Genomic DNA, 26,145 nt, shown 5'->3' on the forward strand with positions numbered 1-26,145 from the left:
TGTCCGCGGCACCCTTGAGGTGGCCGACGAAAGCGGCTCTTGATGCGCCCGACGCCGGATGACCCGGTGCGGAAGGGTCCGGCCATTCCCCCTCGATCGACACGCCCGACGCTTCGACCGTGCTCCCGCCCGCCCCCGCTGCGGGGGGAGGGGGTGGGCGAGCGCCCCGCCCGATGATCCGCTCCATCCTCTCGGTCGGCGGCTGGACGCTGGTCTCCCGCGTCACCGGCTTCGCCCGCGACGTGGTGATGGCCGCGGTCATGGGCGCCGGACCCATGGCCGACGCCTTCGTGGTCGCCTTCCGGCTGCCCAACCATTTCCGCGCGATCTTCGGCGAGGGGGCGTTCAACACCGCCTTCGTGCCGGCCTATGCCGGGCTCGCGGAGGCCGGCGCGCCCGGGGCGGCGCACCAATTCGCCGACCGCGTCTTCACCCTGATGCTGATCGTGCAGCTGGTGCTGCTCAACCTCGCGCTGCCGGCGATGCCCTGGGTGGTCCACGCCCTGGCGCCGGGATTCGCCGAGGACGGCGAGCGCTTCCAGCTCGCCGTTGCGCTGACCCGCATCACCTTCCCGTATCTGCTGTTCATGACCCTGGTGACGCTGCTGTCGGGCATCCTCAACGCCCACCGGCACTTCGCCGTGGCGGCGGGCGCGCCGGTCCTGCTCAACCTCGCCATGCTGGCGGCGTTGGCGTTGAGCTTCCTGTTCCCCAACGCCGCCTACGCGGCCGCCTGGGGCGTCGCCGTCTCGGGCGTGCTCCAGTTCGGCCTGCTGTTGTGGGGCTGCCGCCGGGCCCGGGTGATGCCCGACCTCGCGGTGCCGCGCCTCGATCCGGCGCTGAAGCGCTTCTTCACGGTGCTCGGGCCCGCGGTGATCGGCGCGGCCGGCTTCCAGATCGCCACCTTCGCCGACACGATCATCGCGAGCTGGCTCCCCACCGGGGCGGTCTCGGCCCTCTACTACGCCGACCGGCTCTACCAGCTTCCCTTCGGCGTCATCGCCATCGCGGCCGGCACCGTGCTGCTCCCCGAGATGAGCCGGCGGATTGCCGCGGGCGACGTGGCGGGCGCGCACGCGGCGCAGAATCGGGCTGCGGGCTTTTCCCTGGCGCTGTCGGCGCCATTCACCGTGGCGTTCCTGACGATCCCGGGCCTGATCATGGCGGCGCTGTTCCAGCGCGGCGCCTTCAGCGCCGAGGACGCGGCGCGGGCGGCCTCGGTGCTGGCGGCCTACGGGTTCGCGCTGCCGGCCGTGGTGCTGGTGCGCAGCGCCGTGGCGAGCTTCTACGCCCGCCAGGATACCAGGACGCCGCTCTGGGCCTCCCTGACGGCGATCGCCGTCAACGTCGTCCTGAAGCTCTGGCTCACCGGCCCCTACGGCGTCACCGGTCTGGCGCTCGCCACCGCCGTCGCCCAGTGGGTCAACCTGCTGCTGCTGCTGGTCCTGGCCAAACGCCGGAACTGGACGGCGCCGGGACGCACCCTCGGGCTCACGGTCGCGGGGGTCGCGCTCGCCTGCCTGGGGCTTGCGGCGGTCGCGGTCTACGGCCAGGGACTCGTCCAGGCGCTGGTGCCGGCCCTGCCGCACGGGCGCGATCTCGTCGTCCTGGCGGTGCTCGGCCTCGCCGGGGCGCTGGTCTACGGCGGCCTGCTGGCGGGCCTGCTGCACCTGTTCGGCCTGCGCCTGCGCCGGGCCTGAGTGACCCGGCCGGGCTCGCCGCCGCGCGGGTCCGGCCCCAGATCGGGCGAGAGCACCCAGTGAGGAACGCCATGACCGACGCATCAGGACCCCTCGCGGGCGTGAAGGCCGCGGTGTTCGACGCCTACGGCACGCTGTTCGATGTGAACGCCGCGGTCCAGCGCTACGCCGATGCGGTGGGGCCGGACGCGGCCCACCTCTCCGAGGTCTGGCGCAACAAGCAGCTCGAATACAGCTGGACCCTGTCGCTGATGGGCCACTACGCGGCCTTCTGGGACCTCACCGTGCGGGCCCTCGACTACGCCCTCGCGACCCACCCGAACGTGGACCCCGGCCTTCGGGAGCAACTCCTCGACGCCTACCGCGACCTCGACGCCTATACCGAGGTTCCGGGCGTGCTGGCGGCCCTGCGCAAGCGCGGGATCCGTACGGCGGTGCTCACCAACGGCAACGCCGCCATGGTCGACCGGGCCGTGGCCTCGGCGGGGCTGGCCGACCACCTCGACGCCGTTCTCTCGGTGGACGACGCGCAGGTGTTCAAGTCCCATCCCGACGCCTACCGGATCGCCCTGACCCGGCTGGCGGTGGGGCAGGGCGACGTGCTGTTCTGCTCGTCGAACCGCTGGGACGTGGCGGGGGCGGGGGCTTTCGGCTTCCGGACCGCCTGGGTGAACCGGAGGGGTCTGCCGGACGAGTACGCCGACCTCGCGCCCACGTCGGTGGTGGGATCCCTCGACGGGCTGCTCTGACGGGCGGTCCGCTGAGGCTGGCCCGATCCGAGAAACGGCTGGCGTCGGTACGTCGACAGGGCTATGGCCGCGCCGTCTTCGCGCGGAGCGAAGCAATCCGGCCGCGCCACGATTTCCGATGTCGCGCTGCCCTCCGTTGCTTCGCTCCGCTCGCAAGGACGGCCGCGTCTCGCCGTTGCCGGACCGCTCGCGGGCTCGCCATATCCGGCACACAATTCAATGGGCGACTTCGGGGATTTTTAATCCTCCCGGTGTTGGATCATCCTCAACACGAACGGGAGATGTTTCGCGTGTCTGTCACCGGTTCCTTCACGATGATCCGCGCCGGGGCCGCCGCCCTCGCCGCGACCCTGGTGCTCGGGGCCGTCGCCCCGGCCGTCGCCCGCGACCAGACCGGCGCCATCGTCGGCGGCCTCGCGGCCGGCGTGGTCGGCGGCGTGGTGGGCAGCGCCCTCGTCAACGGCGCCAACAACCCGCCGCCGCCTCCGCCGCCGGAGTACCGCCCGCGCCGCGTCGTGGTCGAGGAGCCCGAGACCGTCGTGGTGCGCGAGCGCCGCGGCCCGATCTGCCACTACGAGCGCCGCAAGGAGTGGCTCGGCGACGGCGAGTTCACCTACCGCCGCGTCGAAGTCTGCGAGTGACGTCCGCGTCCATTTTCACCGGCCGCAGGGTCTGAACGTCCGCGCCGCGTCCCTCCGGGTCGCGGCGCGTCTCATTTCACCACCAGCCAATCCTCGACCACCAGGGCGTCGAGACCGGTGGTGTAGAACATCAGGATCGCGTCCTCGGCGCCGTGCAGGATCGGCTTGCCCATGATGTTGAAGCTGGTGTTGAGCAGGATCGGCACGCCGGTGATCTCCGCGAAGGCGCCGATCAGGGCCGCGTAGGCCGGGTTGCGCGCCGACGTGACGCTCTGGAGCCGGCCGGTGCCGTCCGCGTGGACCACCGCCGGCACGCGGGCGCGGACCGCCTCGCGCCAGACCAAGGTGCGCTCCATGTAGGGGCTGTCGGCGTAATCCTCGAACCAGTCCGGCCCGGCCTCCGCCAGGATCGACGGCGCGAACGGCCGGAACGCCTCCCGGTACTTCACCTTGGCGTTGAGGGCGTCCTTGGCGCCCTCCGGGCGCGGATCGGCCAGGATCGAGCGGTTGCCCAGCGCCCGGGGCCCGAACTCCGCCCGGCCCTGCACCCAGCCGACGAGGCCGCCCTCGGCCAGGATCTGCGCCGCCGCGCGCGTCGCCGCCGCGTGGCCGACGCGCCGGGCCCGCGGCTCCTGCTCGGCGAGCCGCTCCATCGGCCCGGTGGAGACCCCCGAACCCAGATAGGGCGTGAGCGGGCGCTGATCGGGCGGCGGTCCGGCCCAGTCCGCATGATCCTCCGCGAAGGCGAGCCACGCGGCGCCGACCGCGTTGCCGTCGTCGGCCGGTGCCGAGGGGACGTGCAGCCGGGTGAAGCCGGACCGGCCCAGCACCCGGCCGTTGTAGGAGGAGTTCAGCCCGCAGCCGCCCGCGATCACGAGGTTCTCGGACGGCGCCAGCGCGTGGGCCTCGGCCACCAGCGCGTCCATCAGCGTCGCGAACAGGTCCTGGCCGCAGCGGGCGAGGTCCGCCCAGCCGTTCTCCAGGGCATCGGAGGGGCGGCGGGCGCGGATCTCCGCGGCCACCGCCCGGATCGTCTCCGCGTCGGCGTAGCGCAGGCGGTGGCCCTCGACCGTGCAGAGCCGGCCGAGCAGCGCGACGAGATCCGGGTCGGGGTGGCCGTAGGGGGCGAGCCCCATGATCTTCCACTCCTCGCCCTTCACTTGGTCGAAGCCCGCGAGGTCGGTGATCAGCCCGTATAGGAAGCCCAGCGAGCCGCGCCCGCGGTGGCGGCGCAGCTCCGTGATCCGGCCGTCCTCCAGGCGGTAGATCGCCGCCGCGCCGGTCTCGCCCATGCCGTCGACCACCAGGGCGGTGGCCGTCTCGAAGGGGCTGCCCCACAGGCCGTAGGCGGCGTGGCAGAGGTGGTGCGGGTAGCGCCGCTGCCCGGCGATCATCGCCCGGGGCGCCGCGCCGGTGATCCGCGCCTCCTGGTTCAGGGCCAGCAGGGTGCCGTGCCCGGCCCGCTCCTGCGCGCCGTGGAGGTCAGCGATGAAGACCCGCTCGGCCTGCTCGGGCACATAGGAGCGGTTGAGCGCCGTGGTGTAGGCGGACAGCGCCATGAGGTCGAAGGCGCCGGCGCCGGCCTGGCCCCGCAGGAAGTCGGTGAATTGCGGGCCCCAGGTGGAGGCGACGACGAGTTCGGATCCCGGCGGGACGTGCGCCTTCAGCAGCGCCGCCATCGCGGACGGGGCGTCCGGCTCGCAGTTCGGCGCGCGCTTGTACTGCAGGGCGCGCTCCGCCGCCTCGGCGAAGAGCAGGGTGCCGTCGGGCCCGACCAGGGCGAGGGCCGGGTCGTGGAAGGTGGTGGCGAGGCCGAGATAGAAGCGCATGTCCACGGGGGGTAGCGCATTTTCGCGCCGGACGGAGCCCGGCACGTGCGCGAGGTGCCCCTCGTCCTTGCTTCGCTCCGCTCGCAAGGACGGAGAAGCCGACGGCCGCCCGCTAGTGCGGGGTGACGCGGCGCTTCGCGACGAGGAGGATTGCCGCGCCGGCGAGTCCCGACAGGGCCGAGCCCGCGAGCACGCCGAGCTTCACGGCGGTCTCGTGCTCCGGGTCCGGGAAGGCGAGGCCGCCGATGAACAGGCTCATGGTGAAGCCGATGCCGCACAGGACCGCGACCCCGTAGACCTGCCCCCAGCCGGCCCCGGCCGGGCGCTTGGCCCATCCCAGCGCCACGGCCAGCCGCAGGCTCGCGAACACGCCGGCCTGCTTGCCGAGGAACAGCCCGGCCGCGATGCCGAGCGTCACCGGCTGGAGCAGGGCCTCGGGGGTGAGGCCGGAGAGGTCCACGCCGGCATTGGCGAAGCCGAAGACCGGCACCACCCCGTAGGTGATCCAGGGCGCGAGGGCGTGCTCCAGCCGGTGCAGGGGCGAGTGCGCATCCTCCGGCCGGCCCGGGCTGACCCGGATCGGGATCGTGAGCGCGAGCAGCACCCCCGCGATCGTCGCGTGGATCCCGGAGCGGAGCACGAGGACCCACAGCACGAGGCCGAGGAGCCCGTAGGCCGGAAGCCACCCGTTCCCCGCCCGGTTGAGGCCGTAGAGGGCGGCCAGCACGAGGGCGGCGAGGCCCAGCATGGTGAGGTCGAGGCCGGAACTGTAGAACAGCGCGATCACCACCACGGCGCCGAGGTCGTCGACGATGGCGACCGCGCTGAGGAAGATCTTGAGGGAGACCGGCACCCGCGACCCGAGCAGCGCCAGGACGCCCAGCGCGAAGGCGATGTCGGTGGCGGCCGGGATCGCCCAGCCCCGCAGGGTGCCGGCGCCGAGATTGGCCAGCGCGTAGAATCCGGCCGGCACCGCCATGCCGCCGAGCGCCGCGATACCGGGCAGGACCCGGTCGGGCCAGGTCCGCAGCCGCCCGTCGAGCGCCTCGCGCTTGATCTCCAGCCCGACCAGCAGGAAGAACCCGGCCATCAGGCCGTCGTTGATCCAGTGCTGGACGCTCATCGGCCCGAGGGCGGTGTGGAGGGCGTGGGCGTAGGTTTCGGCCAGAGGCCCGTTGGCCACGACGAGCGCCAAGGCCGCCGCCGCCATCAGGATCAGCCCGCCCGCCGCCTCGCCGGCGAGCAGCGTGCGGATGATCGAGAGGGGGCGCGGGCCGCGCCTCGGCGGGGTGCTTTCGGGGGTGGGCGACGTCATCGCGGCAGGCCTTGCCGCGCATCGCGGGGGCGCGCAAGCGCCCGGAGGAAGATCCTACGACGTCCGCCCCAGGGCCGCGCGGATCAGCGCCAGCCCGTCCGCGCTCGACCACGCGGCCGGCCCCTTCATCACCCCGATCGTGCAGCCCTGGGCGTCGACCAGCATCGTGGTCGGCAGGCCGGGCGATTGCGTGTCGCGCTGGAGGATCGGCAGCACGCGGCCGCCGGGATCGGCGTAGAAGGCGAGGTCGTGGATACCCGCCTGCTTCAGCCATTCCGGCGGCTTCTCGAGGTTGCGCGTGTCGACGTTGATGGCGACGACCTGGAAATCGGGCCCGCCGAGCTGCGCCTGGAGCCGGTCGAGGGCCGGCATCTCGGCCTTGCAGGGCGCGCACCACGTCGCCCAGAGATTGACGAGGAGCAGCCGGCCCCTGAGGTCGGCGAGGCCGGTCTCGGCGCCGTCCGGCCCCTTGAACCGGATGTCCGGCGCGGGCCGCGCCTGCGGCGGGGCCTGCATGGCGGCGACCTCGCCCTTCGCGGCCGCGTCGACCCGGGCGAGCGCCGGCTTGGCGGCGGCGCAGGGCTGGAGGGCGCCGCCCGTGTTGCCGGGCAGGAGACCGCTCCCGTATAGGGCGAGGCCGAGGACGGCGAGCGCGGCGACGCCCGCGCCGGCCAGGATGGGCGTGCGGCCGGGCATCAGGCTCGGGCCTCGGGACGGTCAGGGCGCGGAAGGATCGACATGAGCAACCGGATGTGGGGCGGCCGCTTCGCGAGCGGCCCGGCGGAGATCATGGAGGAGATCAACGCCTCCATCGGATTCGACAAGCGCCTCGCGCCCCAGGATATCCGCGGCTCGCTGGCGCATGTGGCGATGCTCGGCCAAGCCGGCATCCTGCCGCCGGAGGATGTGGCCGCGATCGAGGCCGGGCTCAAGTCCGTGCGCGACGAGATCGAGGCCGGAAGCTTCGTGTTCAAGCGCGAGCTCGAGGACATCCATATGTCGGTGGAGAGCCGGCTGACCGAGATCGTCGGCCCGGCGGCCGGCCGCCTGCACACGGCGCGCTCCCGCAACGACCAGGTCGCCACCGACATGAAGCTCTGGGTGCGCGACACCCTCGATTCCCTCGACCAGCAGGCCGCCGACCTGCAGCGCGCCCTGGCCGACAAGGCGCTCCAGCACGCCGGTACCGTGATGCCGGGCTTCACCCATCTCCAGTCGGCCCAGCCGGTGACCTTCGGCCACCATTGCCTCGCCTATGTGGAGATGCTGGCCCGCGACCGCGGCCGGTTCCGCGATGCCCGGGCGCGGCTCAACGAGTGCCCGCTCGGCGCCGCGGCGCTCGCCGGCACCTCCTTCCCGATCGACCGGCACGCCACCGCGGCGGCTTTGGGCTTCGACCGGCCGACCGCCAACTCCCTGGATTCTGTGGCCGACCGCGACTTCGCCCTGGAGGCCCTGGCGGCGGCCTCGATCTGCGCCGTGCACCTGTCGCGCTTCGCCGAGGAGCTGGTGGTCTGGACCTCGGCCCAGTTCAACTTCGTCCGCCTGTCGGACGGGTTCACCACCGGCTCGTCGATCATGCCGCAGAAGCGCAACCCCGACGCCGCCGAGCTGGTGCGGGCGAAGTCCGGCCGGATCATCGGCGCGCTGACCGGCCTGCTCATCGTCATGAAGGGCCTGCCGCTCGCCTATTCGAAGGACATGCAGGAGGACAAGGAGGGCACGTTCGACGCGCTCCAGGCGCTGTCCCTGTGCCTCGCCGCCATGACCGGCATGGTGAAGGATCTGGAGCCCAACGCCGCGGTGCTCAGCCGAGCCGCCGGCTCGGGCTACGCTACGGCCACCGACCTCGCCGACTGGCTGGTGCGCGAACTCGGCCTGCCGTTCCGGCAGGCGCACCATGTCACCGGCCGCCTCGTGGGCGCCGCCTCCGCCAGAGGCGTGGGCCTGGAGGCGCTGTCGCTGTCCGAGATGCAGGAGGCCGAGCCGCGGATCACCGAGGCGGTCTACGCGGTGCTGGGCGTCGAGAACTCCGTGGCGAGCCGCACCAGCCATGGCGGCACCGCGCCCGACAACGTGCGGGCCCAGGCGCAGGGCTGGATCGAGCGGCTGGCCTGACCGCGCCGCCGGCGTGCGAGACGGTCTGGCGACACCGCCCCGGCGGGCGGCAGGGCGGAACCATGACCGTGTGGGCTCACAGCGCAGGGGCCGCGGTTCGCGGCTGCATCCGGGACCCGGTCTGACCCGTCAGGCCGGGCAATCCCGCATGTGAACGCCACCGCGGCCTGCCTGCCGCCGCGTCGACCGCGTTCCCGGCATCGGCCGAGGCCTCGGCCTTCATCCGCGCGGCGGCCTCGACCACGGCGGGCGACACCAAGTCCGGCTGCGTCTCCGCGACTGCGTCATCCCCCGTGCCATCCCCCCGCGCTATGGGCGAACCGGCGGGCGATCACGGCCAGCTCCCGGGCCCTGGGCGGGGCCGCCCCGCGGTTGCCGGAAGCTGCGGCCGCCTGTGACTCCTTGAGCCGCAACAGCCTGCGCTGCGCATTCTGGAGGATGCGGGCCGTGACGGCGCGGCGATCGTCCGGTGATCGGTAACGCCGACTTTCCCACAGCTCTCCACCGGAATTGTGCATTGCAACCATCTCCCGGCCCGCGCGTTCAGGCTCTGGCTAAGTCTACTCAGCTACAAGCTTCGCCGTTTGGATCGGAGTTCGCAGGATGCCTGTCGAGAGTTGGCTGAACCCGGAGGACGTGCCGGATTACGCGGCACACGCCACGGCCATGATCGATGCCGCTTTGACCGGTTCGGGCCTGACGCGGGACTCCTACTGGGCGGCCGTGCGCAAGGGCTACAACACCCCCTACAACGATCCGCCTCGCAGGGAACCGATCCCCCTGCGCGCCGCGCCACCCCAGCCGAACGCGATCGCGACGCCCGCCGGACCGGTGGTCGAGCCCATCGCGGTGCCGGCCGCGGTCATCGCCGCCCTGGCCACGGAGGCCCGCGCCCTTTGAGGCGCCGGTCCGCGCTGTCCCGGGGGCGTAACGCCCACCGCCATCTTGCCGACGCTTTACGCAAGCTTCACTAATCCCGAACCCCGGTCCGGCGCCTCGCGGTGCCGCCCGTCGTTAGGAAGTGAAGATGGTCCGCGTCACCCGCCTGAACCCGGTCGGAGCCCTCGCCCTGCTCGCATCGGGGCTCGCACCTGCGCTCGTCGGAGGGCTCGGCGGCGTGCCCCTGTCCGTGACAGCCGCCTCGGCCCAGGAAGCCGCGCCCGCGTCGGGGGCCGAGGATGCGGCGCCCGCCCGCCGTGGGCGGCGGCGCGGACGCGAGCGGGCTCGGCCGGCGGAGAGGAAGGCGAGCACGCCGCCGGGCATGCAGCAGGCCACCCCCGTGGCGATCTTCGGCGACTGGAACGTGTTCGTGAACGGCGACGGCCGGAACAAGCTCTGCTACGCCATCGCCCAGCCGCAGACGCGCTCGCCCAAGACCCTGAAGCGCGACACCGCCTACCTGTTCGTGAGCGTCCGCAAGGGCGAGAACGTGCAGAACGAGGTGGCGGTGATGCTGGGCTTCCCGTCGAAGCCCGCGGCCTCCCAAACGAGACCCGGCTCCGCCGCCGCGCCGACCGATCCGAGCCTCAATCTCGGCGCCAGCCGCTACGGCCTCGTGGTGAAGGACGGGAATGCGTGGCTGCAGAACCCGGCCGAGGAGGCGCGGGTCGTCTCGGAGATGAGCGCCCGCAACCCGAAGCTCGTGATCAAGACCACCTCGATGCGCGGGAACCCGACGAGCGACGAGTACGCCCTCGGCGGGTTCGCGGAGGCGATGAAGCGCACCCGCGAGGAGTGCGCCAAGTAGCGCGCCGGTCAGGCCCGAGTGGCGCGCCGATCAGGCGCGGCGGAGGCGGGCCCGATCCGGCCGGGCGGTCGACGGCGCGCGCGCGCTCACGCGCTCGCGGGCGGCGCGGGCCGCCTGCGCGGTCGTGCGGAACACCGCGCCATCAAGGCCGTCGAAATCGCGCGCCGATGAGAAGAACCGCACGCCGCGGCCCTCCGGCACGGCGATCCCGGCGGTGATCTCGCCGATCTCGATGACCCGCGCGGGTTCGGCGGCGTCGAAGCGGTCTTCGGGCGCCAACTCTGCTGAGAGACTGGACATGAGCTTGGAACTCCCTGGGCCGGCGTGAAGCCATGCCGGATCGCGATGAAGGCTGCGTGATGGTCGGCGCGTCAGCGTCGACAGCGCCAGGCCTGGGAGCAGGTCGCGAGGGAGCGTGCGAACGAACGGAGTCGGATCACCATCGAATGTCCTCCAGACTGAAGGACCGCGCGGCGCGGGGCCGTCGCAGTGCTTTAGCGTTTGATGACGCGGCGCAAGCTACGCTTCTCAAATCACCGCGGCCCGGGTGGACGACGCAGGGTTGCATTCATCGGCGCCGGGCATCCCTGAAGATGGAGGCGCCGCCGCGGACCGTCAACGGAACAGACTTCCGATTTTGCGGCCGCGCTTGGCAGGAAGCTGGTCCCGTCCGGGGCTCGGGGAGGCTGGACCGTTCAGGCGGCGGCGAGCACGGCGGGGAGGTCGGAGAAATCCGAGAAGATCCGGTCCGCGCCCGCCCGCAGGAGGTCGGCGCCCGCGGGATCGTGGCCCCAGTGGCCGCCGCCGGTGAAGCCGGCGACCCGCATGCCGGCGCTCCGCGCCGCCGTGACACCCGGCACGCTGTCCTCGATCACCAGGCACCCGGCGGGCGCGACTTCCATGCGGCTGGCGGCGAACAGGAACAGGTCGGGAAAGGGCTTGCCCCGCGCGACCTGCGCCGAGGAGAAGACGTGGTCGCCGAACAGCGGCAGCAATCCGGTCAGGGTCAGGGAATGGCGCAGCCGCACCGGATCGCTGCTCGAGGCCACGCAGACCGGCAGGTGCAGCGACGCCACCGCCTGGGCGACGCCCCGCATCGCCCGCAGCTCGGCATCGAACAGCGCCAGAGTCTCGGCCTTCACACCCTCCACGAAGTCCGCCGGCGCCGTGATCCCGTAATCGCGGGCGATGTGCCCCATGATGGACACCATGGAGGTGCCGGTGAAGCGCGCCCGCACGGTGGCGAGGTCGATCGGCACGCCGATGCGGTTCAGGCCGGCGGTGAGGCAGGCGAGGCTCAGGGGCTCGCTGTCGACCAGAACGCCGTCGCAATCGAAGATCACGAGGCCGAGTTTCGTCGCACGCGCGTCCAAGGCCGACCATTCCCGCACGGCCCGCCGCCGCCGGCGCTGCTGTGGCACGGGCCCGGCGCACCGGCAACCGCAGGCGGCCGAGGCATGATGGCAGCGCTTGCGCCGGGCGGCGCGGGCCCATACTCCCTGACGGACGCAGCGGCAGCCGGACCGCACGGCACGCACGGCAAGGCTCGCACGGCAAGGCTCAGAAGATCCCGCGATGTTCCGCTTCCTGGCCCGTGTCCTGGGTTTCCTGCTGATGGCCGGCGGCTTCGTCGCCCTGGTCTATGACGGCGCCCGCTCGATCGCCAACAACGGCCTGCGGGTGACGTCCCTCTCCGACGTGATCGCGATCCTGTTCAAGGACAGGGCGGGCGCCCTGCAGGGCAGCGTGGAGGGGGCGGCGCCGTGGCTCTGGCACATCCTGGGCCTGCCGCTCACCCTGGCGCCGGCCTCGCTGATCGGGCTGGGGCTCGGCGCGGTGCTGCTCTGGCTCGGCCAGCCCGGCCGGGAGCCGATCGGCTTCCTGACCAAGCCCTGACGGGATGGCCCGCGTCCGGCCCTACCGGTCGCCGCGCCCCGCCCGGGCCTCGGCGAGCTCGTCCTTGAGCCGCGCGATCTCGGCCGTGAGCGCGTAGTGCTCGCTGACGTCGACCTGCGAGGCGAAGAAGTAGACGAGCTTGCCCTCCGCGTCCCTGACCGGTCCGACATACAGGGCGTTGTGGAAGGTCGAGCCGTCCTTGCGGTAGTTGAGCAGATCGACCCTGATGTCGACTTCCTGCCGGATCGCCTCCCGGAGGCGGTCGACCGCCTCGAGGTCGGTCTCCGGCCCCTGGAGGAACCGGCAATTGCGGCCCGTCACCTCCATCCGCGTGTAGCCGGTGAGCTTCAGGAAGGAGTCGTTGGCGAACACGATCGGGTTGTCGAACTGGCGCGGATCCGTGACGATCATCGGCATCCGCGTCGCCCGCACGGCGGCGGCGAACGGGTCCCCCGGATGCGAATCCGCCTTGAGGTTGTCCAGCACGTGACTCGTGGTGGTCCAGCCCAGTTCCATGCGGTTTTAGCCCCTCGCGGCGGCACGTTGGCCGCAACCCGCTGCCGTTACAAGCCGGAAATTGCGTGCGAGGTCCAGCCCCTCACCACAGGTTTCAAGGCGGTTGCGATGGACCGGGGCGCCTGATCGGTCCCGCGCCGCTTTCTCGCGGGCGCCGGACTCCCCATATCTGGTGACATCGAGAGACCGGAAGGCAAGCCGATGTTCCTGTTCCGCAAGCGCCCCGAGATGCCCAGCCCCGCGGAGGCCCTGCCGGGGCGCCCGACGCCGCTCCCCACCGCCGAGACCCATTACGTGAACGGCAACCCGCTCAAAGGTCCCTATCCGCCCGGCACCGAGACGATCGTGCTCGGCCTCGGCTGCTTCTGGGGTGCCGAGCGCCGGTTCTGGCAACTGCCCGCGGGCGTGTTCGTGACCGCGGTGGGCTATGCCGGCGGCTACACGCCGAACCCGACCTACGAGGAGGTCTGCACCGGCCAGACCGGCCACAACGAGGTGGTGCTGGTGGCCTTCGACCCGGCGGTGCTGCCGCTGGATTCGGTGCTGCGGACTTTCTTCGAGAGCCACGACCCGACCCAGGGCATGCGCCAGGGCAACGATGTCGGCACGCAGTATCGCTCGGGCATCTACACGAACGGCCCCGCGCAGGAGGCGACCGCGCGGGCGGTGCGCGAGGCCTATGCCGAGGCGCTGCGCGAACGCGGCTTCCCGGACGTGACCACCGAGATCAAGCCGCTGGAGCACTTCTACTTCGCGGAGGGCTACCACCAGCAGTACCTCGCCAAGAACCCGGGCGGCTATTGCGGCCTGGGCGGCACCGGCGTCAGCTGCCCGGTGGGGACCGGCGTCGCCGCCTGACCGTCACGGGTTCCCGCCGGGCCGCGGCTGCGCGGCGGGGCTCGGCGCGTGCGTCCCCAGCGGCGGCGTGCTGTTCGGGCTGCGCAGCACGATCAGCACGCTGCCCAGCACCGAGAGGGCGACGGCCACGGCGAGGAGGATGAAGAGCCAGCGGGGCATCCCGAGGCGTTAGCACATCGGGGCAGAGAGCCGAACCGGCCGCGCACCGACGGCCAGGGTTACTAAGTCGGGCCCACGCATCGCAACGCTTCGGTGTGTCAATGTCCGTTTGACGACCCCACCAGCATTCCGGGGCGCCGCAGGAGAGCCCGGAATCCAGAACCGCAGACGGTGCCAGGATCTGCGCGCGTTGGCGGATCTGGATTCCGGGCCCTGCTGCGCAGTCCCGGAATGACGGGGTTGCCGATCAAAGGTGGCCCAGTCTCGTCGACCCGACTTCTTGGCCCGCGCCTACGGCGCCTTCAGCACCACCCGGCAGGCGGCGGGGAGCGCCGCCATGGTCATGGCGGGCTTCGGCTTCGGCGGCACCTTCGGGGGCTTCGGGTGCAGCACCGCGTCCGAGAACCAGTAGCCGAGGTCGTCGCAGCCGTCGCCCGAGGGTGGCGCGCCCTGCGGCTGGCAATCCTCCTGTCCGGCCGGGCAGGAGAGGCGGATATGGTAGTGGTAGTTGTGCCCGTACATCGGGCGCACCTTGGACATCCACCGGCTGCCCGACGCGTCCCGGCAGAGCGCCTTCTTGATCGCCGCGTTGACGAAGATGCGCTCCACCTCCGGCTGCTCGGCGGTGAGCTTGATCAACTGCAGATGCGTCGGCGTCCAGACCTCCGGATCGATGTCGAGGCGGTCGCGGCGGACCATGTCGGTGGCCGAGGTCTCCTCGCGCTCCGCCCGGCTCATGCGGTGGTCGGGCATCGGCGTCAGCCAGACGTCGGCGTCGATGCCGATCTGGTGCGAGGCGTGGCCGGTGATCATCGGGCCACCCCGGGGCTGGGCCATGTCGCCCACGAGCAGGCCGGGCCAGCCGACCCGGGCGGCCTTCTGCGACAGCCGTTCGATGAAATCGACGAGGTAGGGCGTGCCCCACATCCGGTTGCGGGACGGGCGCATGACCTGCCAGTTCGGCCCGTCGAGCGGCAGGGCCTCACCCCCGGAGAAACAGCCCTTGGCGTAGAAGCCGTAGATATGCGCCGGCCCGGAGGAGGCCCGGCTGACCCGGCCGAACAGGGCCTTGGCGGGGGTCGAGGGCGCGTCCGGATGTTCCAGCGGCGGCAGCGGCTTCGGGTTGACGCTGCCGCGGTCCTGGGCGCCTGCGGCGGCGGGCAGGAGCAGGGCGGCGAGCGCGAGGCTGTGGGCGAGACGCGGCATCGGCATGCGGGGGCTGTTCGTCCAGCTGGAGGAGGCGGGCGCGGGCGCGCACCGGAACGTCGCCCGGCGCCGGGGCGTTTTTCGGGCAGACGGGCCGGGCTCTCGGGCGCGGCGATCACCGCAGGGAGGCGACGATGACGGCGACCGGTCAATCCGCCACGGGACGCGCCGCGACCGGGGATCCGGCACCCGGCCCATCCACGGCCCGGCAGCCCCGGAGCCTGATCGCCAGCGACCGCGTCATCGGGACGGATGTCCGCCGTCCGGACGGGACCCGGGTCGGCCGGATCGAGCGCCTGATGCTCGACAAGGCTTCCGGACGCGTGGCCTACGCGGTGATGAGCTTCGGCGGGTTCCTGGGCCTGGGCGAGGAGTTCTACACGCTGCCCTGGTCGGTGCTGCGCTTCGAGCCGCGGCAGGACGCCTATGTGGTCGACATCACGGAGGCGCAGCTGCGCGCCGCCCCCGCCCGCACCCCAGAGGGCACCGAACCCTCCGAGGACGGCGCCTGGGAGGAGCGCATCCACCGCTACTACGACGCCGCGCCGTATTGGGGGATCTGAGCGCGACGGCCGCTCACCCGCCCGAGGGCCCGCACCAGCCCGGGAGGTAGCCGGCGTGCTTGGACTTGGCCAGCGACAGGGCCTTCTCCAGCGCGTCGGAGAAGTCGTTCTCGATGCGCTTCTCCTTGATGTTGCGCCGCAGGAAATCGGCCCACAGGAACTCGCTGAACGGGGTCGTGTCCTTGGCGAAGCCGCCGGCCCGGCGCAGCTCGCCCGCGAGGCTGCGGTAGGGATCGTCCGCCAGGGCGTCGATCGACTTCGGGATGTCCTTGAAGTGCTGGCGCACGCCCTCGGCGTCGTAGGGATGCACCCAGGACTTGTGATCGCAGACCGTCCAGAACGCCTCCTTCTCGAGGTCGTGCAGGTCGGCCACCACCGTCACCAGCACGTGCTCCACGCCTTCTTCGAGCAGGGCGCGGGCGAGGTGGTGGTGATCGATGAGGTAGTGGTTTTTCTTCGGCCCGAGCAGGGTCGGAATCATGTGGGCGCCGAGGAATTCCTTCTTCTTCTCCCCGTCGTACTCCCGCCAGCGCTTCCGCTTCTCCGCTACCTCCCGGCAGCCCACGGTCATCTGCGTCGGGCGCAGCTCCACGATCGGGATGGGTCTGAGCAGCGGCTCTCGGTTGGCCATGGGATGTCCTTCCTGCGTGGTTTTGTCACGCAGATGTCACAAGGCATCCGGGATCAGAAGCGCGAAGCGCGCAGGAAGCGCTCACGTTTCCGGGATCGCGCCCCCGCGCACCGCATCGAGCACGAACACGCGGATCGCCGAGGACAGGTTCTGCGCGCCGCGCCCGGCGTCGATGCTGCCGACGAGCGCCTGGACCGACTGGCCCCGGGCCGCCGCGATTTCCCGCAGCGCGGCCCAGAACGGATCCTCCAGCGACACGCTGGTGCGGTGACCCGCGATCATCACGGAGCGCTTGGTGATGCCGGCGCTCATGGCGAGGCGGCGACGCGTTCCGTCCTTGCTTCGCGCCGCGCGCACAGACGGTGGGGCTGCTGCATCCGGATCCGCTCTCAGCCCGCCGGGTCAGGGTCCGGCTCGCGCCGCTCCAGGCGGTGGCCCTCGTGGCGCTCGGTCTCCAGGGCCTTGCGGCGCTGCTGGAGGGTCTTGGCCTTCTTCGGCTGGCCGAAGGCGATCCGGTTGGAGTCGGCCTTCGTGTCGGCCTCGGCGCGGGCCTTCGCCTTGCGGACCTGACGCAGGTTGATGATCTCGGCCATGGATCGCCTCCCGTGACCGGCGCAGGAAACCCCGCGCCGGCGAATCCCAAACCTCAATCGGCGCTCGGCGCCAGCATGGTCTCCGGCCGGACCACGCGCTCGAACTCCGCCTCGGTGACGTAGCCGAGGCGCAGGGCCTCCTCCTTGAGGGTGGTGCCGTTCTTGTGCGCCGTCTTGGCGATCTCGGCGGCCTTGTCGTAGCCGATCGAGGGAGCCAGCGCCGTCACCAGCATGAGCGAGCGGCTCATCAGGTCGGCGATCTTGTCCTCGTTGGCCTTGATGCCGACCACGCAATTGTCGGTGAAGCTCACCGCCGCGTCGGCGAGCAGCCGGATCGACTGCAGCACCGCGTTGGCGATCACAGGCTTGAACACGTTGAGCTCGAAATTGCCCTGGCTGCCGGCGAAGCTCACCGTGGTGCCGTTGCCGATCACCTGGGCGCAGACCATGGTCAGGGCCTCGCACTGGGTCGGGTTGACCTTGCCGGGCATGATCGAGGAGCCGGGCTCGTTCTCGGGGAGCGACAGCTCGCCGAGGCCGGAGCGGGGGCCCGAGCCGAGGAAGCGGATGTCCTGGGCGATCTTGAACAGGCCGGCGGCGAGCGCCGACAGCGCCCCCTGCGTGAACACCAGGGCGTCATGGGTGGCGAGCGCCTCGAACTTGTTCTCGGCGGACGTGAACGGCAGGCCGGTCAGCTCCGCGACCTTGGCGGCGAAGCGCTCGGCGAATTCCGGATGGGCGTTGAGGCCGGTGCCGACCGCGGTGCCGCCCTGGGCGAGCGCCAGGACGCCCGGCAGGGTCGCGGCGATGCGCGAGCCGCCGAGCGCCACCTGCGCCACGTAGCCGGAGAATTCCTGCCCCAGCGAGACGGGGGTGGCGTCCTGCAGGTGCGTCCGGCCGATCTTGACGATCGCGTCGAACGCCTTGGCCTTGGCGTCGAGCGCCCCGTGCAGGTGGGAGAGCGCCGGCAGCAGGCGACCCTGGATCTCCCGCGCCACCGCGATGTGCATCGCGGTCGGGAAGGTGTCGTTGGAGGATTGGCCGCGGTTGCAATGGTCGTTCGGGTGGACCGGCGACTTGCCGCCGCGCTGGCCGCCGAGCCGCTCGTTGGCGAGGCTCGCGATCACCTCGTTGGCGTTCATGTTCGACTGGGTGCCCGAGCCGGTCTGGTAGATGACCAGCGGGAACTCGTCGTCGTAGCGGCCCTCGACCACCTCGGCGGCCGAGGCTGCGATGGCGTCGGCGAGCTTCGCGTCGAGGGCGCCGAGATCCTTGTTCACCAGGGCGGCGGCCTGCTTCACCACCCCGAGGGCGTGGACCAGCGGCGCGGGCATCCGGTCGGTACCGATCTTGAAGTTCTGGATCGAGCGCTGCGTCTGCGCGCCCCAGTAGCGATGCGCCGGAACCTCGATCGGCCCGAAGGTGTCGGACTCGGTGCGGGTGGCGGTCTCGGTGGGCGACATCGTGGCCTCTACGTCTGGTGCAGTGCGGTGCCTACTTAAATGAGGCGCGGGGGAATCGCGATGCCGGTTTTCCCGGCGCGCCGACAAGGGCGGGGCTCTGTTCCCGCCGGATAAGGAGCCGATGAGCGCGACGATCGACCTGCCCGAGCCCGCCACCCGGTTCCGCCCCGCCGTGCCGCCGCCCCTGCGCGAGCCGCTCGGCCTGTTCGCGTTCCTGAAGGCTGCGCGGAAGAATCCGATCACCACCTGGATGGACGCGCATTTCAAGCTGCCGGTCGTGGCGGCCGAGGGCGCGATGGGCCGGATCACCGTGGTGAGCGATCCGGCGCTGATCCGCTACCTGCTGATCGAGAACCCCGAGAACTACCGCAAGGACGATCTCCAGCGGCGCGTGCTCGCCCCGGGCCTCGGCAACGGCCTGCTCAGCGCCGAGGGCGACGAGTGGCGGCTCCAGCGCCGGACGCTGGCGCCGATCTTCAACGCCCGCACGGTGCAGGGCTTCTCCGAGGCGATGAATGCCGCCGGCGCGCGCCTGGGGCGCCGCCTTGCCCGCCGCGCGGGCAAGCAGGTCGACGTTGCCCTGGAGATGACCCGCGTCACCCTCGATGTGCTGGAGCGGACGATCTTCACCCACGGCCTGCCCAGCGACCCGGACGCCCTCGGGCGCGCCATCACCCGCTTCCTGGAGGCGGTGGGGCCGATCGACCCCCTCGACGTGTTCGGCGTGCCCGAATTCGTGCCGCGAATCGGCCGCCTGCGTGCCCGCCCGGCGGGACGCTTCTTCGCCGAGGTGGTCGACGAACTGATCGCCCGGCGCAAGGCGCTGATGGACCGGGGCGAGGCCCCCCGGGATCTGCTGACGCTGCTGCTCGCCGCGCAGGATCCGGAGACCGGTAACGGCCTCTCGGATCTCGCCGTGAAGGCCAACATCGTCACCTTCATCGCCGCCGGCCACGAGACGACGGCCAATTCCCTGACCTGGACGCTCTACTGCCTCTCGCAGGATCCGGCCGCCCAGGCGCGGATCGAGGCCGAGATCGACGCCGCCGGGCCCGGTGATTTCGCCGCGGAGCGGCTGCCGTTCACCCGGGCGGCGATCGAGGAGGCGATGCGGCTGTTCCCACCGGTGCCGTTCCTCAGCCGCCAGGCGGTCCGCGACGATCGGTTCGGCCGGATCAAGGTGCCGCGGGGCTCGATGGTGCTGGTGGCGCCCTGGGTGCTCCACCGCCACCACCTGCTCTGGGAGGATCCGGAGGCCTTCGTGCCGGAGCGCTTCCTGCCGGGCGCGCGCGAAAGCATCCCGCGCTTCGCCTACCTGCCGTTCGGGGCGGGACCGCGGGTCTGCATCGGCCAGAGTTTCTCGGTTCAGGAGGCGGTGATTCTGCTGGCGCATATCGTCCGGGCGGTGCGCTTCCGTCTGCCCGAGGATCACCCGCCGGTTACGCCGCTCCACCGCGTGACGCTGCGGCCGGAGCACGGCTTGCGGATGGAGGCCGAGGGGCGGGTTTGAGCGCGTTGACGGGACCCCTGCGGGTTCGCACATTGCGACGAGGAACGAGAGAGTCGCCGTGGCTTGGAATTAGGCACGACCCGCGATGGCCGATACCGCTGCCCCCGCGACGCTGGATTACGCCGAGCAGGTCGCCCGCGTCCTGCGCTCCAACGCGGAGACAGAAAAGTTCGTCGCCGAGCAGCGCAAGCTGATTGACGAGCAAACCAAGCTTCAGGCTGAGGCGGCGAAGCTGCACGCCGAGACGCTGAAACTCGGTCGGGACCGCGTCCTGGCCCCGCTCTCGATCGCGTTCGCCGGCATGGCGGCGGCGGCCGCCTTCTTCGGCGCGGGGGCGGCCTTCGTCAAACTACTGAGCCCGTGATCATCTGAGGCCTGCCGGTTTGTGAGAGTACTGCTGAACGACCGGCATCGACACGGTTCGGAAATCTTTCGACGCGGCTCGTTGCACCGGCGCCCTTCCTTGCGAGCGAAGCGAAGCAATCCAGTCGGCGCCTCGTTGTTCGAGGTTGCGCCGCCCTGGGTCACTTCGCTTCGCTCGTGATGACGAAGGGCGCATCCGGCGAATCCTCAGTCCGAAGGAACAACCGAATCGCGGTCCGTCCGATCGGATGAGGGAGCAGGGCCGCTCGTCGGGAAGTCCAACCCCTGTTGGTCAGCATATCTGAGGGATGCTGGACGGGCGGCGTGATGAACGCCGTCCCAGCGCAGGATCGCCGTGGCTATGAAATGACGGGTCAGTTTCACGCCTTCGTCGAAGCGCTTCGTGTGCGCTCGCCGACAGGCCCGGCTGCGCAGGACTCTCGTCCCTTCCTGAACCCTCGGGCCGTCGATTCAGCCCGGCGCGTTCAGCTCTTCTTGCGGAACGCGTCCAGGCTCACGACCTCGGCGCTGCCCTCCTCGCCCTCCTTCTTGGCGGCGGGGCGGGGTGCCTTCTCGTCGGGCTTGGCGCCGGGCTTGTCGGCCGCAGGCGCCGGCAGACCCTTCGGGGCGCCCGCGCCGATCGTGGCGAGCCCGCCGCTCTTCGGGCGGACCTCGCCGGGCTCGGAGCCCGCGCCGCGCGGACCGGCCTTGGCCGGGGCGGCGTTCGCCTCTTCTGGGGTCTCGCCCGCCTCGCTGAGGTCGAACTTCAGGCCGAACTGCACCGACGGGTCGAAGAAGCCCGACAGGGCCTCGAACGGCACCAGCAGCCGCTCCGGCACGCCCGAGAAGGACAGGCCGACCTCGAAGGCGTGCTCGGTGACGTTGAGGTCCCAGAACTGGTGCTGCAGGACGATGGTCATGTCCTGCGGGTACTTCTCGCGCAGGGCCTGCGACATCCGCACGCCGGGCGCCTCGGTGCGGAACGAGACGTAGAAGTGGTGCTCGCCCAGCAACCCCTCGCGGGCCGCGTCGGTCAGCACCTTGCGCACCACGCCGCGCAGGGCGTCTTGCACCAGGAGATCGTAGCGGATCAGGTCGTCTGCCATCTGCGGTCGCGCTCTTGCCCCGGACTGCCCGGCGCCCCGCCGCGGATGGCCGGACCGAGAGATTCACGTAGAGGCTTCTGTTGCCAGGTGCCTCCGAACCCCGCCTATGCGGTGCTACCCGCTAGGACTTCAGGTCGGTATTGGGGACCGCTTACGCGGCCACCGCCACCGGAGCAAAGTTGTCGTTGGCAACTATTGCAAAGGCCCGATAACGGCGGAACCATGCCGAGCGAAAGCTCAACCTTTACGCCCTCGTCGATCCTATTTCGCCCCCGCCGAAGCCCAGGCCGGTGTCACGCGCCTTGCGGCAGCATGTCCTGGGCTCAGGTGGAGGCGCCGGGTACCGCCCCCGGGTCCGATAGGTTTATTGCGAAGAACGTTTATCGCCATAGCCGGCCTCGCGACCGGCTCCCGAGATATAGAGGGGATCGGTCCGGTTTTGAAGCCCGATCGTGTCGCGCCGCTGTCTCATTTGGAGCCTCCGGGCGAGGCTGTTGCCGGAAGCGCGCAGCCGCGCCTCGACGCGCCGCCGGATCCGGGGCGGCTCGACCGCATCTGGTCGGCGACCTGGCGTCTCGGCGCCCTGGTCGCCCTCGTCATCCTCTATCTCGGTGCGGCGAGCCTGCTCTCGCTCGCCAGTGTGCGCGTCGGGTTCGACCTGTGGAACGGGATCGACCCGTTCCTGCCCCCGGAGCGGCGGCCGTTCCTCGGCGCGGTGGAGCTCGCCCACCGCGCCTTCGCGGTCGACGCCCTGCGGCAGGTCTTCCTCGCCCTGCTGGTGCTCGGCGGCGCGTGGTGGCGCGATCGGGCGGGCTGGCGCCGCCGCCTCGCCCTGGACCGGGAGCGCCCCAACGGGATGCGGCCCGTCGCGCTGCTCGTCCTGCTCCTCGTCTGGCCGGTGCTGCACATCGCCTGGGTGACCGGCACGGCCGAGCTGTTCGGGGCCAGCTTCGGACAGCACGTGCGGCTGTCGCCGTTCATGAGCCAGGCCGCGGTGGCCGCGTGGCTCGCCTATCTGGCGATCCTGGCACCGGTGGCCGAGGAGTTGCTGCTGCGCGGCGAGTCCTTCGCCCGTGCCCAGGCCGCGGTCGGTCCCGTGGGGGCGATCCTGGTCACGGCGATCGTCTTCGCGGCCGCCCACATCTCGTCCTGGGGATTGGCCCGGCCGGTCTCGCTTCTGCCGCTCGCCCTCGCGCTCGGCTGGCTGCGATGGCGCACCGGCCGCCTCTGGCCCTGCATCGCCCTGCATGGCTGGTCGAACCTCGCCCTCGTGAGCTACCTTCTGTGGCCGGCTTGAAGGCATGGGGTGACGGCGGTGGACAGATGTCGGCGGCGCGCTTGCCGGCCGGCGCGCCGACGCGCAGGAATGGCCGATGGACGCTTATCAGGACCTGCTCCGGCGCATCCTCGACGAGGGCGTGGCCAAGGACGACCGCACCGGCACCGGGACGCTCTCGGTCTTCGGCCACCAGATGCGCTTCGACCTGTCGGCGGGCTTCCCCCTCGTCACCACGAAGCGGCTGCACCTGCGCTCGATCATCCACGAGCTCCTCTGGTTCCTGGCCGGCGACACCAACGTGGCCGCGCTGCGGGCGAACGGCGTGACGATCTGGGACGAGTGGGCCGACGCGAACGGCGATCTCGGCCCGGTCTACGGCAAGCAATGGCGCTCCTGGGAGAAGCCCGGCGGCGGCACCGTCGACCAGATCGCCGGTGTGCTGGACGAGATCCGGCGCAACCCCGATTCCCGCCGGCTGATCGTCTCGGCCTGGAACCCGGCCGACCTCGACCGGATGGCGCTCGCCCCCTGCCACTGCCTGTTCCAGTTCTACGTGAGCGAGGGGCGGCTCTCCTGCCAGCTCTACCAGCGCTCGGCGGACGTCTTCCTCGGGGTGCCGTTCAATATCGCGAGCTACGCGCTCCTGACCCACATGATCGCGCAGGTGGCCGGCCTCGGAGTGGGGGACTTCGTCCACACCTTCGGCGACGCGCATCTCTACCGGAACCACCTGGAGCAGACCCGCACCCTCCTGGCCCGGGAGCCGCGCCCCCTGCCGCGACTGCGGCTCAACCCGGCGGTGCGGGACCTGTTCGCCTTCCGGTACGAGGACTTCGCCGTCGAGGGCTACGACCCGCACCCGGCCATCGCGGCCCCGGTCGCGGTATGAGGCCGCGCGTCTCCCTGGTCGTGGCCGTCGCCCGCAACGGCGTCATCGGCCGCGACAACGGCCTCGCCTGGCACCTCTCCAGCGACCTGAAGCGGTTCAAGGCGCTCACCATGGGCAAGCCGATGCTCATGGGCCGGCGCACCTGGGACTCGATCGGCCGGCCGCTGCCGGGACGGCGGTCGCTTGTGCTCACCCGCGACCACAGCTTCCGGGCCGAGGGGGCGGAGGTCGTCCACGGCTGGGACGACGCGCTGGCGGCCGCGTCCGGAGAGGAACTGATGGTGGTGGGCGGCGCCGAGATCTACGCCCTCGCGCTCCCCGAGGCCGACCGCCTCCATCTCACCGAGGTCGCGGCCGACCCGGAGGGCGACGTGCGATTCCCGGATTTCGACCGCGCCCGGTTCCGCGAGACCTTCCGCGAGGCGCACCCGGCCGGTCCCCGCGACGAGCACGCCTTCGCGTTCGTCGACTGGGAGCGCGTCCGCTGAGGCGCGCCGCCGCATTTGCGTTCCGCGTCCCGCGTGCCCACCTGCCAGCCTTGACAGCACGGGGCATGCGCCCGCAGGTGCCAGTGAGGGCGCGCTCGGTCCGGGTGCCGGTCGGGCAGGAAGATGCGCGCGCGCAGGCTCTTAGGCCGTCGATCGGGCCGGACCGCGTCGCGGTCTGCCGGCGGACGGGACTAGGCGGGCGAGCGTGGCCGTTCAGGCAAGGGGCGCGCATCGGCGCGCGCATCGGGGCGCCGTCCGGGATACAGGCCGGGCGCGGACAGGCGGGAGACGACGGCTAGGATGCCTTGGAGCAATCAGAGCGGCGGCGGGGGCCCGTGGGGGCGGCCCGGCGGCAACGGCGGCGGTCCCTGGGGCGGTGGCGGCGGCGGCGGCAAGACGCCGCCGAACCTCGAGGACCTGCTCCGGCGCGGACAGGACCGTCTGCGCAACCTGATTCCGGGCGGCGGCGGCGGGAATGGCGGCTACGGCGGCGGCGGCTCGACGGGTGTCGGCGGCGGCCGCAGCGCGGCGGTGATCGCGGCGCTCGCCGTGGCGATCTGGCTCGCCACCGGCTTCTACACCGTCTACCCGCGCCAGGTCGGCATCGAGACGATCTTCGGCCGCTACGTCGGCACGAAGGGCGAGGGCCTGCGCTACAACTTCCCCTATCCGATCGGCGGCGTGGTCAAGCCGGATGTCGGCTCCCAGAACTCGATCCAGATCGGCTTCCGCGCCGGTCCCGGCGGCCAGGGCCGCAACCGCGACGTCCCGGACGAGAGCCTGATGCTCACCGGCGACGAGAACATCGTCGACCTGGACTTCGAGGTGCAGTGGCGGGTCAACCCGCTCAAGGCCTCGGACTTCGTGTTCAACCTCCAGAACCCGGAGGGCACCATCAAGGCGATCTCCGAGAGCGCGATGCGCGAGGTGATCGGCCGCCGCAACATCCAGGCGATCCTCACCAACGAGCAGTCGAGCATCGCCCAGGAGGTCAAGGAGATGGTCCAGAAGGCGCTGGACGAGTACGGCGCCGGCGTGCGCATCGAGGTGGTCCAGCTCGTCTCGGTGAACCCTCCGCCGGAGGTGCGCCCCGCCTTCATCGACGTGAACGCCGCCCAGCAGGACGCCGACACGGCGCAGAACGAGGCCAAGACCTACGCGAGCCGCGAGGTGCCGCAGGCCCGCGGTAAGGCGTCACAGATCGTCCAGCAGGCCGAGGCCTACCGGACCAAGGCGACCGCCGACGCCACCGGCCAGGCGGCCCGATTCAGCGAGGTTTACGCCTCCTACAAGGCCGCCCCGGCCGTCAGCCGCGAGCGGATCTTCCTGGAGACGATGGAGAAGGTTCTGGGCTCCGTGAACAAGGTGATCATCGACCAGAACGGGGCGCAGCCCGGGACGGCGAGCGCGGCCGGCGTCCTGCCCGTGCTGCCGCTCTCCGAGTTCGGCGCCCGCGCCCAGAGCCAGACGGGAGCCGCCCGATGAAACAGGCGCTCCGCACAGGCCTGATCGCCATCGCGGCGATCGTGGCGATCGGCCTCTACGCCTCGATCTTCACCGTCGGCCAGATGCAGCAGGCGCTGGTCCTGCAGTTCGGCCGCGTCCGCGCCGTGCTCAACGCCACCGGCGAGGACAAGCCCGGCCTCTACTTCAAGGTCCCGTTCGTCGAGAACGTCGTGATCTTCGACAAGCGGGTCCTCGACCTCGACCTGCCGGTGCAGACGGTGCTCACCGCCGACCGGCAGAACCTGGAGGTGGACGCCTTCGCCCGCTACCGGATCCTCGATCCGCTGCGGTTCTATCAGGCGGTGGGCAATATCGGGCTGGCCAACCAGCGGCTCGCGAGCTTCACCAATTCGAGCCTGCGCAACGTGCTGGCCCGCTCGACCCGCGACGCCATCGTGAAGACCGATCGCGGCCAGCTGATGCACCAGATCCAGGAGGACGTGAACCGGCAGGCCAAGGCGCTCGGCATCGAGATCGTCGACCTGCGCATGACCCGCGTCGACCTGCCCGCGCAGAACTCGGCCGCGGTCTACAAGCGGATGAAGACCGAGCGCGAGCGCGAGGCCGCCGACATCCGCGCCAACGGCGACCAGATCGCCGCCACGATCCGCGCCAAGGCGGACCGCGAGGTCACGGTCATCCTCGCCGAGGCGACGCAGAAATCCGAGCAGCTGCGCGGACAGGGCGACGCCGACAAGAACCGCATCCTCGCGGAGGCGTTCGGCAAGGATGCGGACTTCTTCAGCTTCTACCGGTCGATGCAGGCCTACGAGGTGGGGCTGAAGGGATCCGACACGCGTCTGGTGATCAGCCCGAGCTCGGACTTCTTCCGGTACTTCAGCGACCCGCAGGGCCGGGCGGCGGCGTCTGCCGCACCCCGCGCCCCGCGTGGGCCCGCCGATCCGAGCGCGACGACAGGGTCGACGACCGGGGCGGCGCGCTGACCGGCCGCGTGTTGGCGGAGCGGCGCCCGAGGACTACCTTGCGCGACAAGAAGCGGGCCCCGATCTCGGGTCGTGG

At 71.5% G+C, this 26,145-nt stretch carries 29 protein-coding genes and 1 other RNA gene; 16 read left to right on the forward strand and 14 right to left on the reverse strand.

Going from position 1 to position 26,145, the window contains the following annotated elements:
- Positions 1 to 173 precede the first annotated feature (173 nt).
- The 3 genes from murJ to ACLBX9_RS07785 all read left to right on the forward strand — a co-directional run bounded on the left by murJ (position 174) and on the right by ACLBX9_RS07785 (position 3,090).
- Positions 174 to 1,700 carry a murein biosynthesis integral membrane protein MurJ gene (murJ, locus tag ACLBX9_RS07775; RefSeq protein WP_447718512.1) on the forward strand — a complete coding sequence of 509 codons (1,527 nt, stop codon included), beginning with the start codon at positions 174 to 176 and terminating at the stop codon, positions 1,698 to 1,700.
- A 71-nt stretch (positions 1,701 to 1,771) separates the two neighbouring features.
- The gene (locus ACLBX9_RS07780) at positions 1,772 to 2,449 is read left to right on the forward strand and encodes a haloacid dehalogenase type II (RefSeq protein WP_447718513.1); all 678 of its coding nucleotides are present in this window, start codon (positions 1,772 to 1,774) and stop codon (positions 2,447 to 2,449) included.
- A 281-nt stretch (positions 2,450 to 2,730) separates the two neighbouring features.
- Complete coding sequence (locus ACLBX9_RS07785; RefSeq protein ID WP_447718514.1) at positions 2,731 to 3,090, forward strand: hypothetical protein; 360 nt, start codon at positions 2,731 to 2,733, stop codon at positions 3,088 to 3,090.
- A gap of 71 nt (positions 3,091 to 3,161) precedes the next feature.
- Here the strand turns inward: ACLBX9_RS07785 and ACLBX9_RS07790 are convergent, their stop codons facing one another.
- From ACLBX9_RS07790 to tlpA, 3 genes are all read right to left on the reverse strand, one after another.
- Positions 3,162 to 4,919 carry a carbamoyltransferase family protein gene (locus tag ACLBX9_RS07790; RefSeq protein WP_447718605.1) on the reverse strand — a complete coding sequence of 586 codons (1,758 nt, stop codon included), beginning with the start codon at positions 4,917 to 4,919 and terminating at the stop codon, positions 3,162 to 3,164.
- A 112-nt stretch (positions 4,920 to 5,031) separates the two neighbouring features.
- Positions 5,032 to 6,234, reverse strand: a complete 1,203-nt coding sequence (gene nhaA / locus ACLBX9_RS07795; RefSeq protein ID WP_010684876.1) for a Na+/H+ antiporter NhaA — start codon at positions 6,232 to 6,234, stop codon at positions 5,032 to 5,034.
- Positions 6,235 to 6,288: 54 nt separating this feature from the next.
- Complete coding sequence (gene tlpA / locus ACLBX9_RS07800) at positions 6,289 to 6,930, reverse strand: thiol:disulfide interchange protein TlpA (protein ID WP_010684877.1); 642 nt, start codon at positions 6,928 to 6,930, stop codon at positions 6,289 to 6,291.
- Positions 6,931 to 6,972: 42 nt separating this feature from the next.
- Here tlpA and argH point away from each other — a divergent pair, with 42 nt between their 5' ends.
- The 3 genes from argH to ACLBX9_RS07815 all read left to right on the forward strand — a co-directional run bounded on the left by argH (position 6,973) and on the right by ACLBX9_RS07815 (position 10,099).
- Entirely contained in the window at positions 6,973 to 8,352 is a 1,380-nt protein-coding gene (gene argH, locus ACLBX9_RS07805) for an argininosuccinate lyase (protein ID WP_158168658.1), read from the forward strand.
- 603 nt (positions 8,353 to 8,955) lie between these two features.
- Positions 8,956 to 9,252, forward strand: a complete 297-nt coding sequence (locus ACLBX9_RS07810; protein WP_010684878.1) for a hypothetical protein — start codon at positions 8,956 to 8,958, stop codon at positions 9,250 to 9,252.
- Between the two features lie 127 nt (positions 9,253 to 9,379).
- Positions 9,380 to 10,099: an invasion associated locus b family protein gene (locus tag ACLBX9_RS07815; RefSeq protein WP_447718515.1), complete on the forward strand. Its 720-nt coding sequence runs from the start codon at positions 9,380 to 9,382 to the stop codon at positions 10,097 to 10,099.
- 30 nt (positions 10,100 to 10,129) lie between these two features.
- On the opposite strand, the gene ACLBX9_RS07820 is transcribed toward ACLBX9_RS07815, so the two are convergent.
- Together ACLBX9_RS07820 and ACLBX9_RS07825 are read right to left on the reverse strand one after the other, a co-directional pair.
- Positions 10,130 to 10,399, reverse strand: a complete 270-nt coding sequence (locus tag ACLBX9_RS07820; RefSeq protein WP_010684880.1) for a hypothetical protein — start codon at positions 10,397 to 10,399, stop codon at positions 10,130 to 10,132.
- A 395-nt stretch (positions 10,400 to 10,794) separates the two neighbouring features.
- The gene (locus ACLBX9_RS07825) at positions 10,795 to 11,472 is read right to left on the reverse strand and encodes an HAD family hydrolase (RefSeq protein ID WP_010684881.1); all 678 of its coding nucleotides are present in this window, start codon (positions 11,470 to 11,472) and stop codon (positions 10,795 to 10,797) included.
- A 202-nt stretch (positions 11,473 to 11,674) separates the two neighbouring features.
- On the opposite strand from ACLBX9_RS07825, the gene ACLBX9_RS07830 reads away from it, so the two are divergent.
- Positions 11,675 to 11,995, forward strand: a complete 321-nt coding sequence (locus ACLBX9_RS07830; protein WP_010684882.1) for a hypothetical protein — start codon at positions 11,675 to 11,677, stop codon at positions 11,993 to 11,995.
- Positions 11,996 to 12,016: 21 nt separating this feature from the next.
- Here ACLBX9_RS07830 and ACLBX9_RS07835 read toward each other — a convergent pair whose 3' ends face one another.
- Positions 12,017 to 12,511 (reverse strand): PAS domain-containing protein, encoded by a 495-nt coding sequence (locus tag ACLBX9_RS07835; RefSeq protein ID WP_447718516.1) that lies wholly within the window; start codon positions 12,509 to 12,511, stop codon positions 12,017 to 12,019.
- Positions 12,512 to 12,712: 201 nt separating this feature from the next.
- Here ACLBX9_RS07835 and msrA point away from each other — a divergent pair, with 201 nt between their 5' ends.
- On the forward strand, positions 12,713 to 13,369 hold the full coding sequence (gene msrA / locus ACLBX9_RS07840) for a peptide-methionine (S)-S-oxide reductase MsrA (RefSeq protein ID WP_039893709.1): 657 nt from the start codon (positions 12,713 to 12,715) through the stop codon (positions 13,367 to 13,369).
- Between the two features lie 3 nt (positions 13,370 to 13,372).
- Here msrA and ACLBX9_RS07845 read toward each other — a convergent pair whose 3' ends face one another.
- Together ACLBX9_RS07845 and mepA are read right to left on the reverse strand one after the other, a co-directional pair.
- Positions 13,373 to 13,528, reverse strand: a complete 156-nt coding sequence (locus ACLBX9_RS07845; RefSeq protein WP_010684885.1) for a hypothetical protein — start codon at positions 13,526 to 13,528, stop codon at positions 13,373 to 13,375.
- Positions 13,529 to 13,819: 291 nt separating this feature from the next.
- The gene (gene mepA, locus ACLBX9_RS07850) at positions 13,820 to 14,740 is read right to left on the reverse strand and encodes a penicillin-insensitive murein endopeptidase (protein ID WP_010684886.1); all 921 of its coding nucleotides are present in this window, start codon (positions 14,738 to 14,740) and stop codon (positions 13,820 to 13,822) included.
- 128 nt (positions 14,741 to 14,868) lie between these two features.
- Between mepA and ACLBX9_RS07855 the strand changes: the two genes are divergently transcribed.
- Entirely contained in the window at positions 14,869 to 15,297 is a 429-nt protein-coding gene (locus ACLBX9_RS07855; protein ID WP_010684887.1) for a PRC-barrel domain-containing protein, read from the forward strand.
- A 13-nt stretch (positions 15,298 to 15,310) separates the two neighbouring features.
- Here the strand turns inward: ACLBX9_RS07855 and ACLBX9_RS07860 are convergent, their stop codons facing one another.
- The 4 genes from ACLBX9_RS07860 to fumC all read right to left on the reverse strand — a co-directional run bounded on the left by ACLBX9_RS07860 (position 15,311) and on the right by fumC (position 17,984).
- Positions 15,311 to 15,928 carry a ParB-like protein gene (locus ACLBX9_RS07860; protein WP_447718517.1) on the reverse strand — a complete coding sequence of 206 codons (618 nt, stop codon included), beginning with the start codon at positions 15,926 to 15,928 and terminating at the stop codon, positions 15,311 to 15,313.
- Positions 15,929 to 16,009: 81 nt separating this feature from the next.
- The gene (locus ACLBX9_RS07865) at positions 16,010 to 16,240 is read right to left on the reverse strand and encodes a ribbon-helix-helix domain-containing protein (protein WP_447718518.1); all 231 of its coding nucleotides are present in this window, start codon (positions 16,238 to 16,240) and stop codon (positions 16,010 to 16,012) included.
- A gap of 77 nt (positions 16,241 to 16,317) precedes the next feature.
- Positions 16,318 to 16,521 carry a DUF4169 family protein gene (locus ACLBX9_RS07870; RefSeq protein ID WP_010684890.1) on the reverse strand — a complete coding sequence of 68 codons (204 nt, stop codon included), beginning with the start codon at positions 16,519 to 16,521 and terminating at the stop codon, positions 16,318 to 16,320.
- 53 nt (positions 16,522 to 16,574) lie between these two features.
- Entirely contained in the window at positions 16,575 to 17,984 is a 1,410-nt protein-coding gene (gene fumC / locus ACLBX9_RS07875; RefSeq protein WP_010684891.1) for a class II fumarate hydratase, read from the reverse strand.
- A 121-nt stretch (positions 17,985 to 18,105) separates the two neighbouring features.
- Between fumC and ACLBX9_RS07880 the strand changes: the two genes are divergently transcribed.
- Complete coding sequence (locus ACLBX9_RS07880) at positions 18,106 to 19,494, forward strand: cytochrome P450 (RefSeq protein ID WP_447718519.1); 1,389 nt, start codon at positions 18,106 to 18,108, stop codon at positions 19,492 to 19,494.
- Between the two features lie 85 nt (positions 19,495 to 19,579).
- Complete coding sequence (locus ACLBX9_RS07885) at positions 19,580 to 19,858, forward strand: hypothetical protein (protein ID WP_010684893.1); 279 nt, start codon at positions 19,580 to 19,582, stop codon at positions 19,856 to 19,858.
- Between the two features lie 484 nt (positions 19,859 to 20,342).
- Here the strand turns inward: ACLBX9_RS07885 and ACLBX9_RS07890 are convergent, their stop codons facing one another.
- A complete protein-coding gene (locus tag ACLBX9_RS07890; protein ID WP_447718520.1) occupies positions 20,343 to 20,963 on the reverse strand; it encodes an SspB family protein in 621 nt (206 codons plus the stop codon).
- Between the two features lie 66 nt (positions 20,964 to 21,029).
- Positions 21,030 to 21,411: a transfer-messenger RNA gene (gene ssrA / locus ACLBX9_RS07895) on the reverse strand.
- On the opposite strand from ssrA, the gene ACLBX9_RS07900 reads away from it, so the two are divergent.
- The 5 genes from ACLBX9_RS07900 to hflC all read left to right on the forward strand — a co-directional run bounded on the left by ACLBX9_RS07900 (position 21,403) and on the right by hflC (position 26,069).
- The gene (locus ACLBX9_RS07900) at positions 21,403 to 22,260 is read left to right on the forward strand and encodes a CPBP family intramembrane glutamic endopeptidase (RefSeq protein WP_010684895.1); all 858 of its coding nucleotides are present in this window, start codon (positions 21,403 to 21,405) and stop codon (positions 22,258 to 22,260) included. The two genes, ssrA and ACLBX9_RS07900, sit on opposite strands and share 9 nt — an antisense overlap.
- Positions 22,261 to 22,336: 76 nt before the next feature.
- On the forward strand, positions 22,337 to 23,131 hold the full coding sequence (locus tag ACLBX9_RS07905) for a thymidylate synthase (protein WP_447718521.1): 795 nt from the start codon (positions 22,337 to 22,339) through the stop codon (positions 23,129 to 23,131).
- Positions 23,128 to 23,619: a dihydrofolate reductase gene (locus ACLBX9_RS07910; RefSeq protein WP_447718522.1), complete on the forward strand. Its 492-nt coding sequence runs from the start codon at positions 23,128 to 23,130 to the stop codon at positions 23,617 to 23,619. The genes ACLBX9_RS07905 and ACLBX9_RS07910 overlap by 4 nt, the downstream gene beginning before the upstream one ends.
- Positions 23,620 to 23,919: 300 nt before the next feature.
- Entirely contained in the window at positions 23,920 to 25,104 is a 1,185-nt protein-coding gene (hflK, locus tag ACLBX9_RS07915; protein ID WP_010684898.1) for an FtsH protease activity modulator HflK, read from the forward strand.
- Positions 25,101 to 26,069, forward strand: a complete 969-nt coding sequence (hflC, locus tag ACLBX9_RS07920) for a protease modulator HflC (protein WP_010684899.1) — start codon at positions 25,101 to 25,103, stop codon at positions 26,067 to 26,069. Before hflK ends, hflC begins: the two co-directional genes overlap by 4 nt.
- Positions 26,070 to 26,145: the final 76 nt, after the last annotated feature.

It is taken from the genome of Methylobacterium sp. A49B (assembly GCF_053346215.1).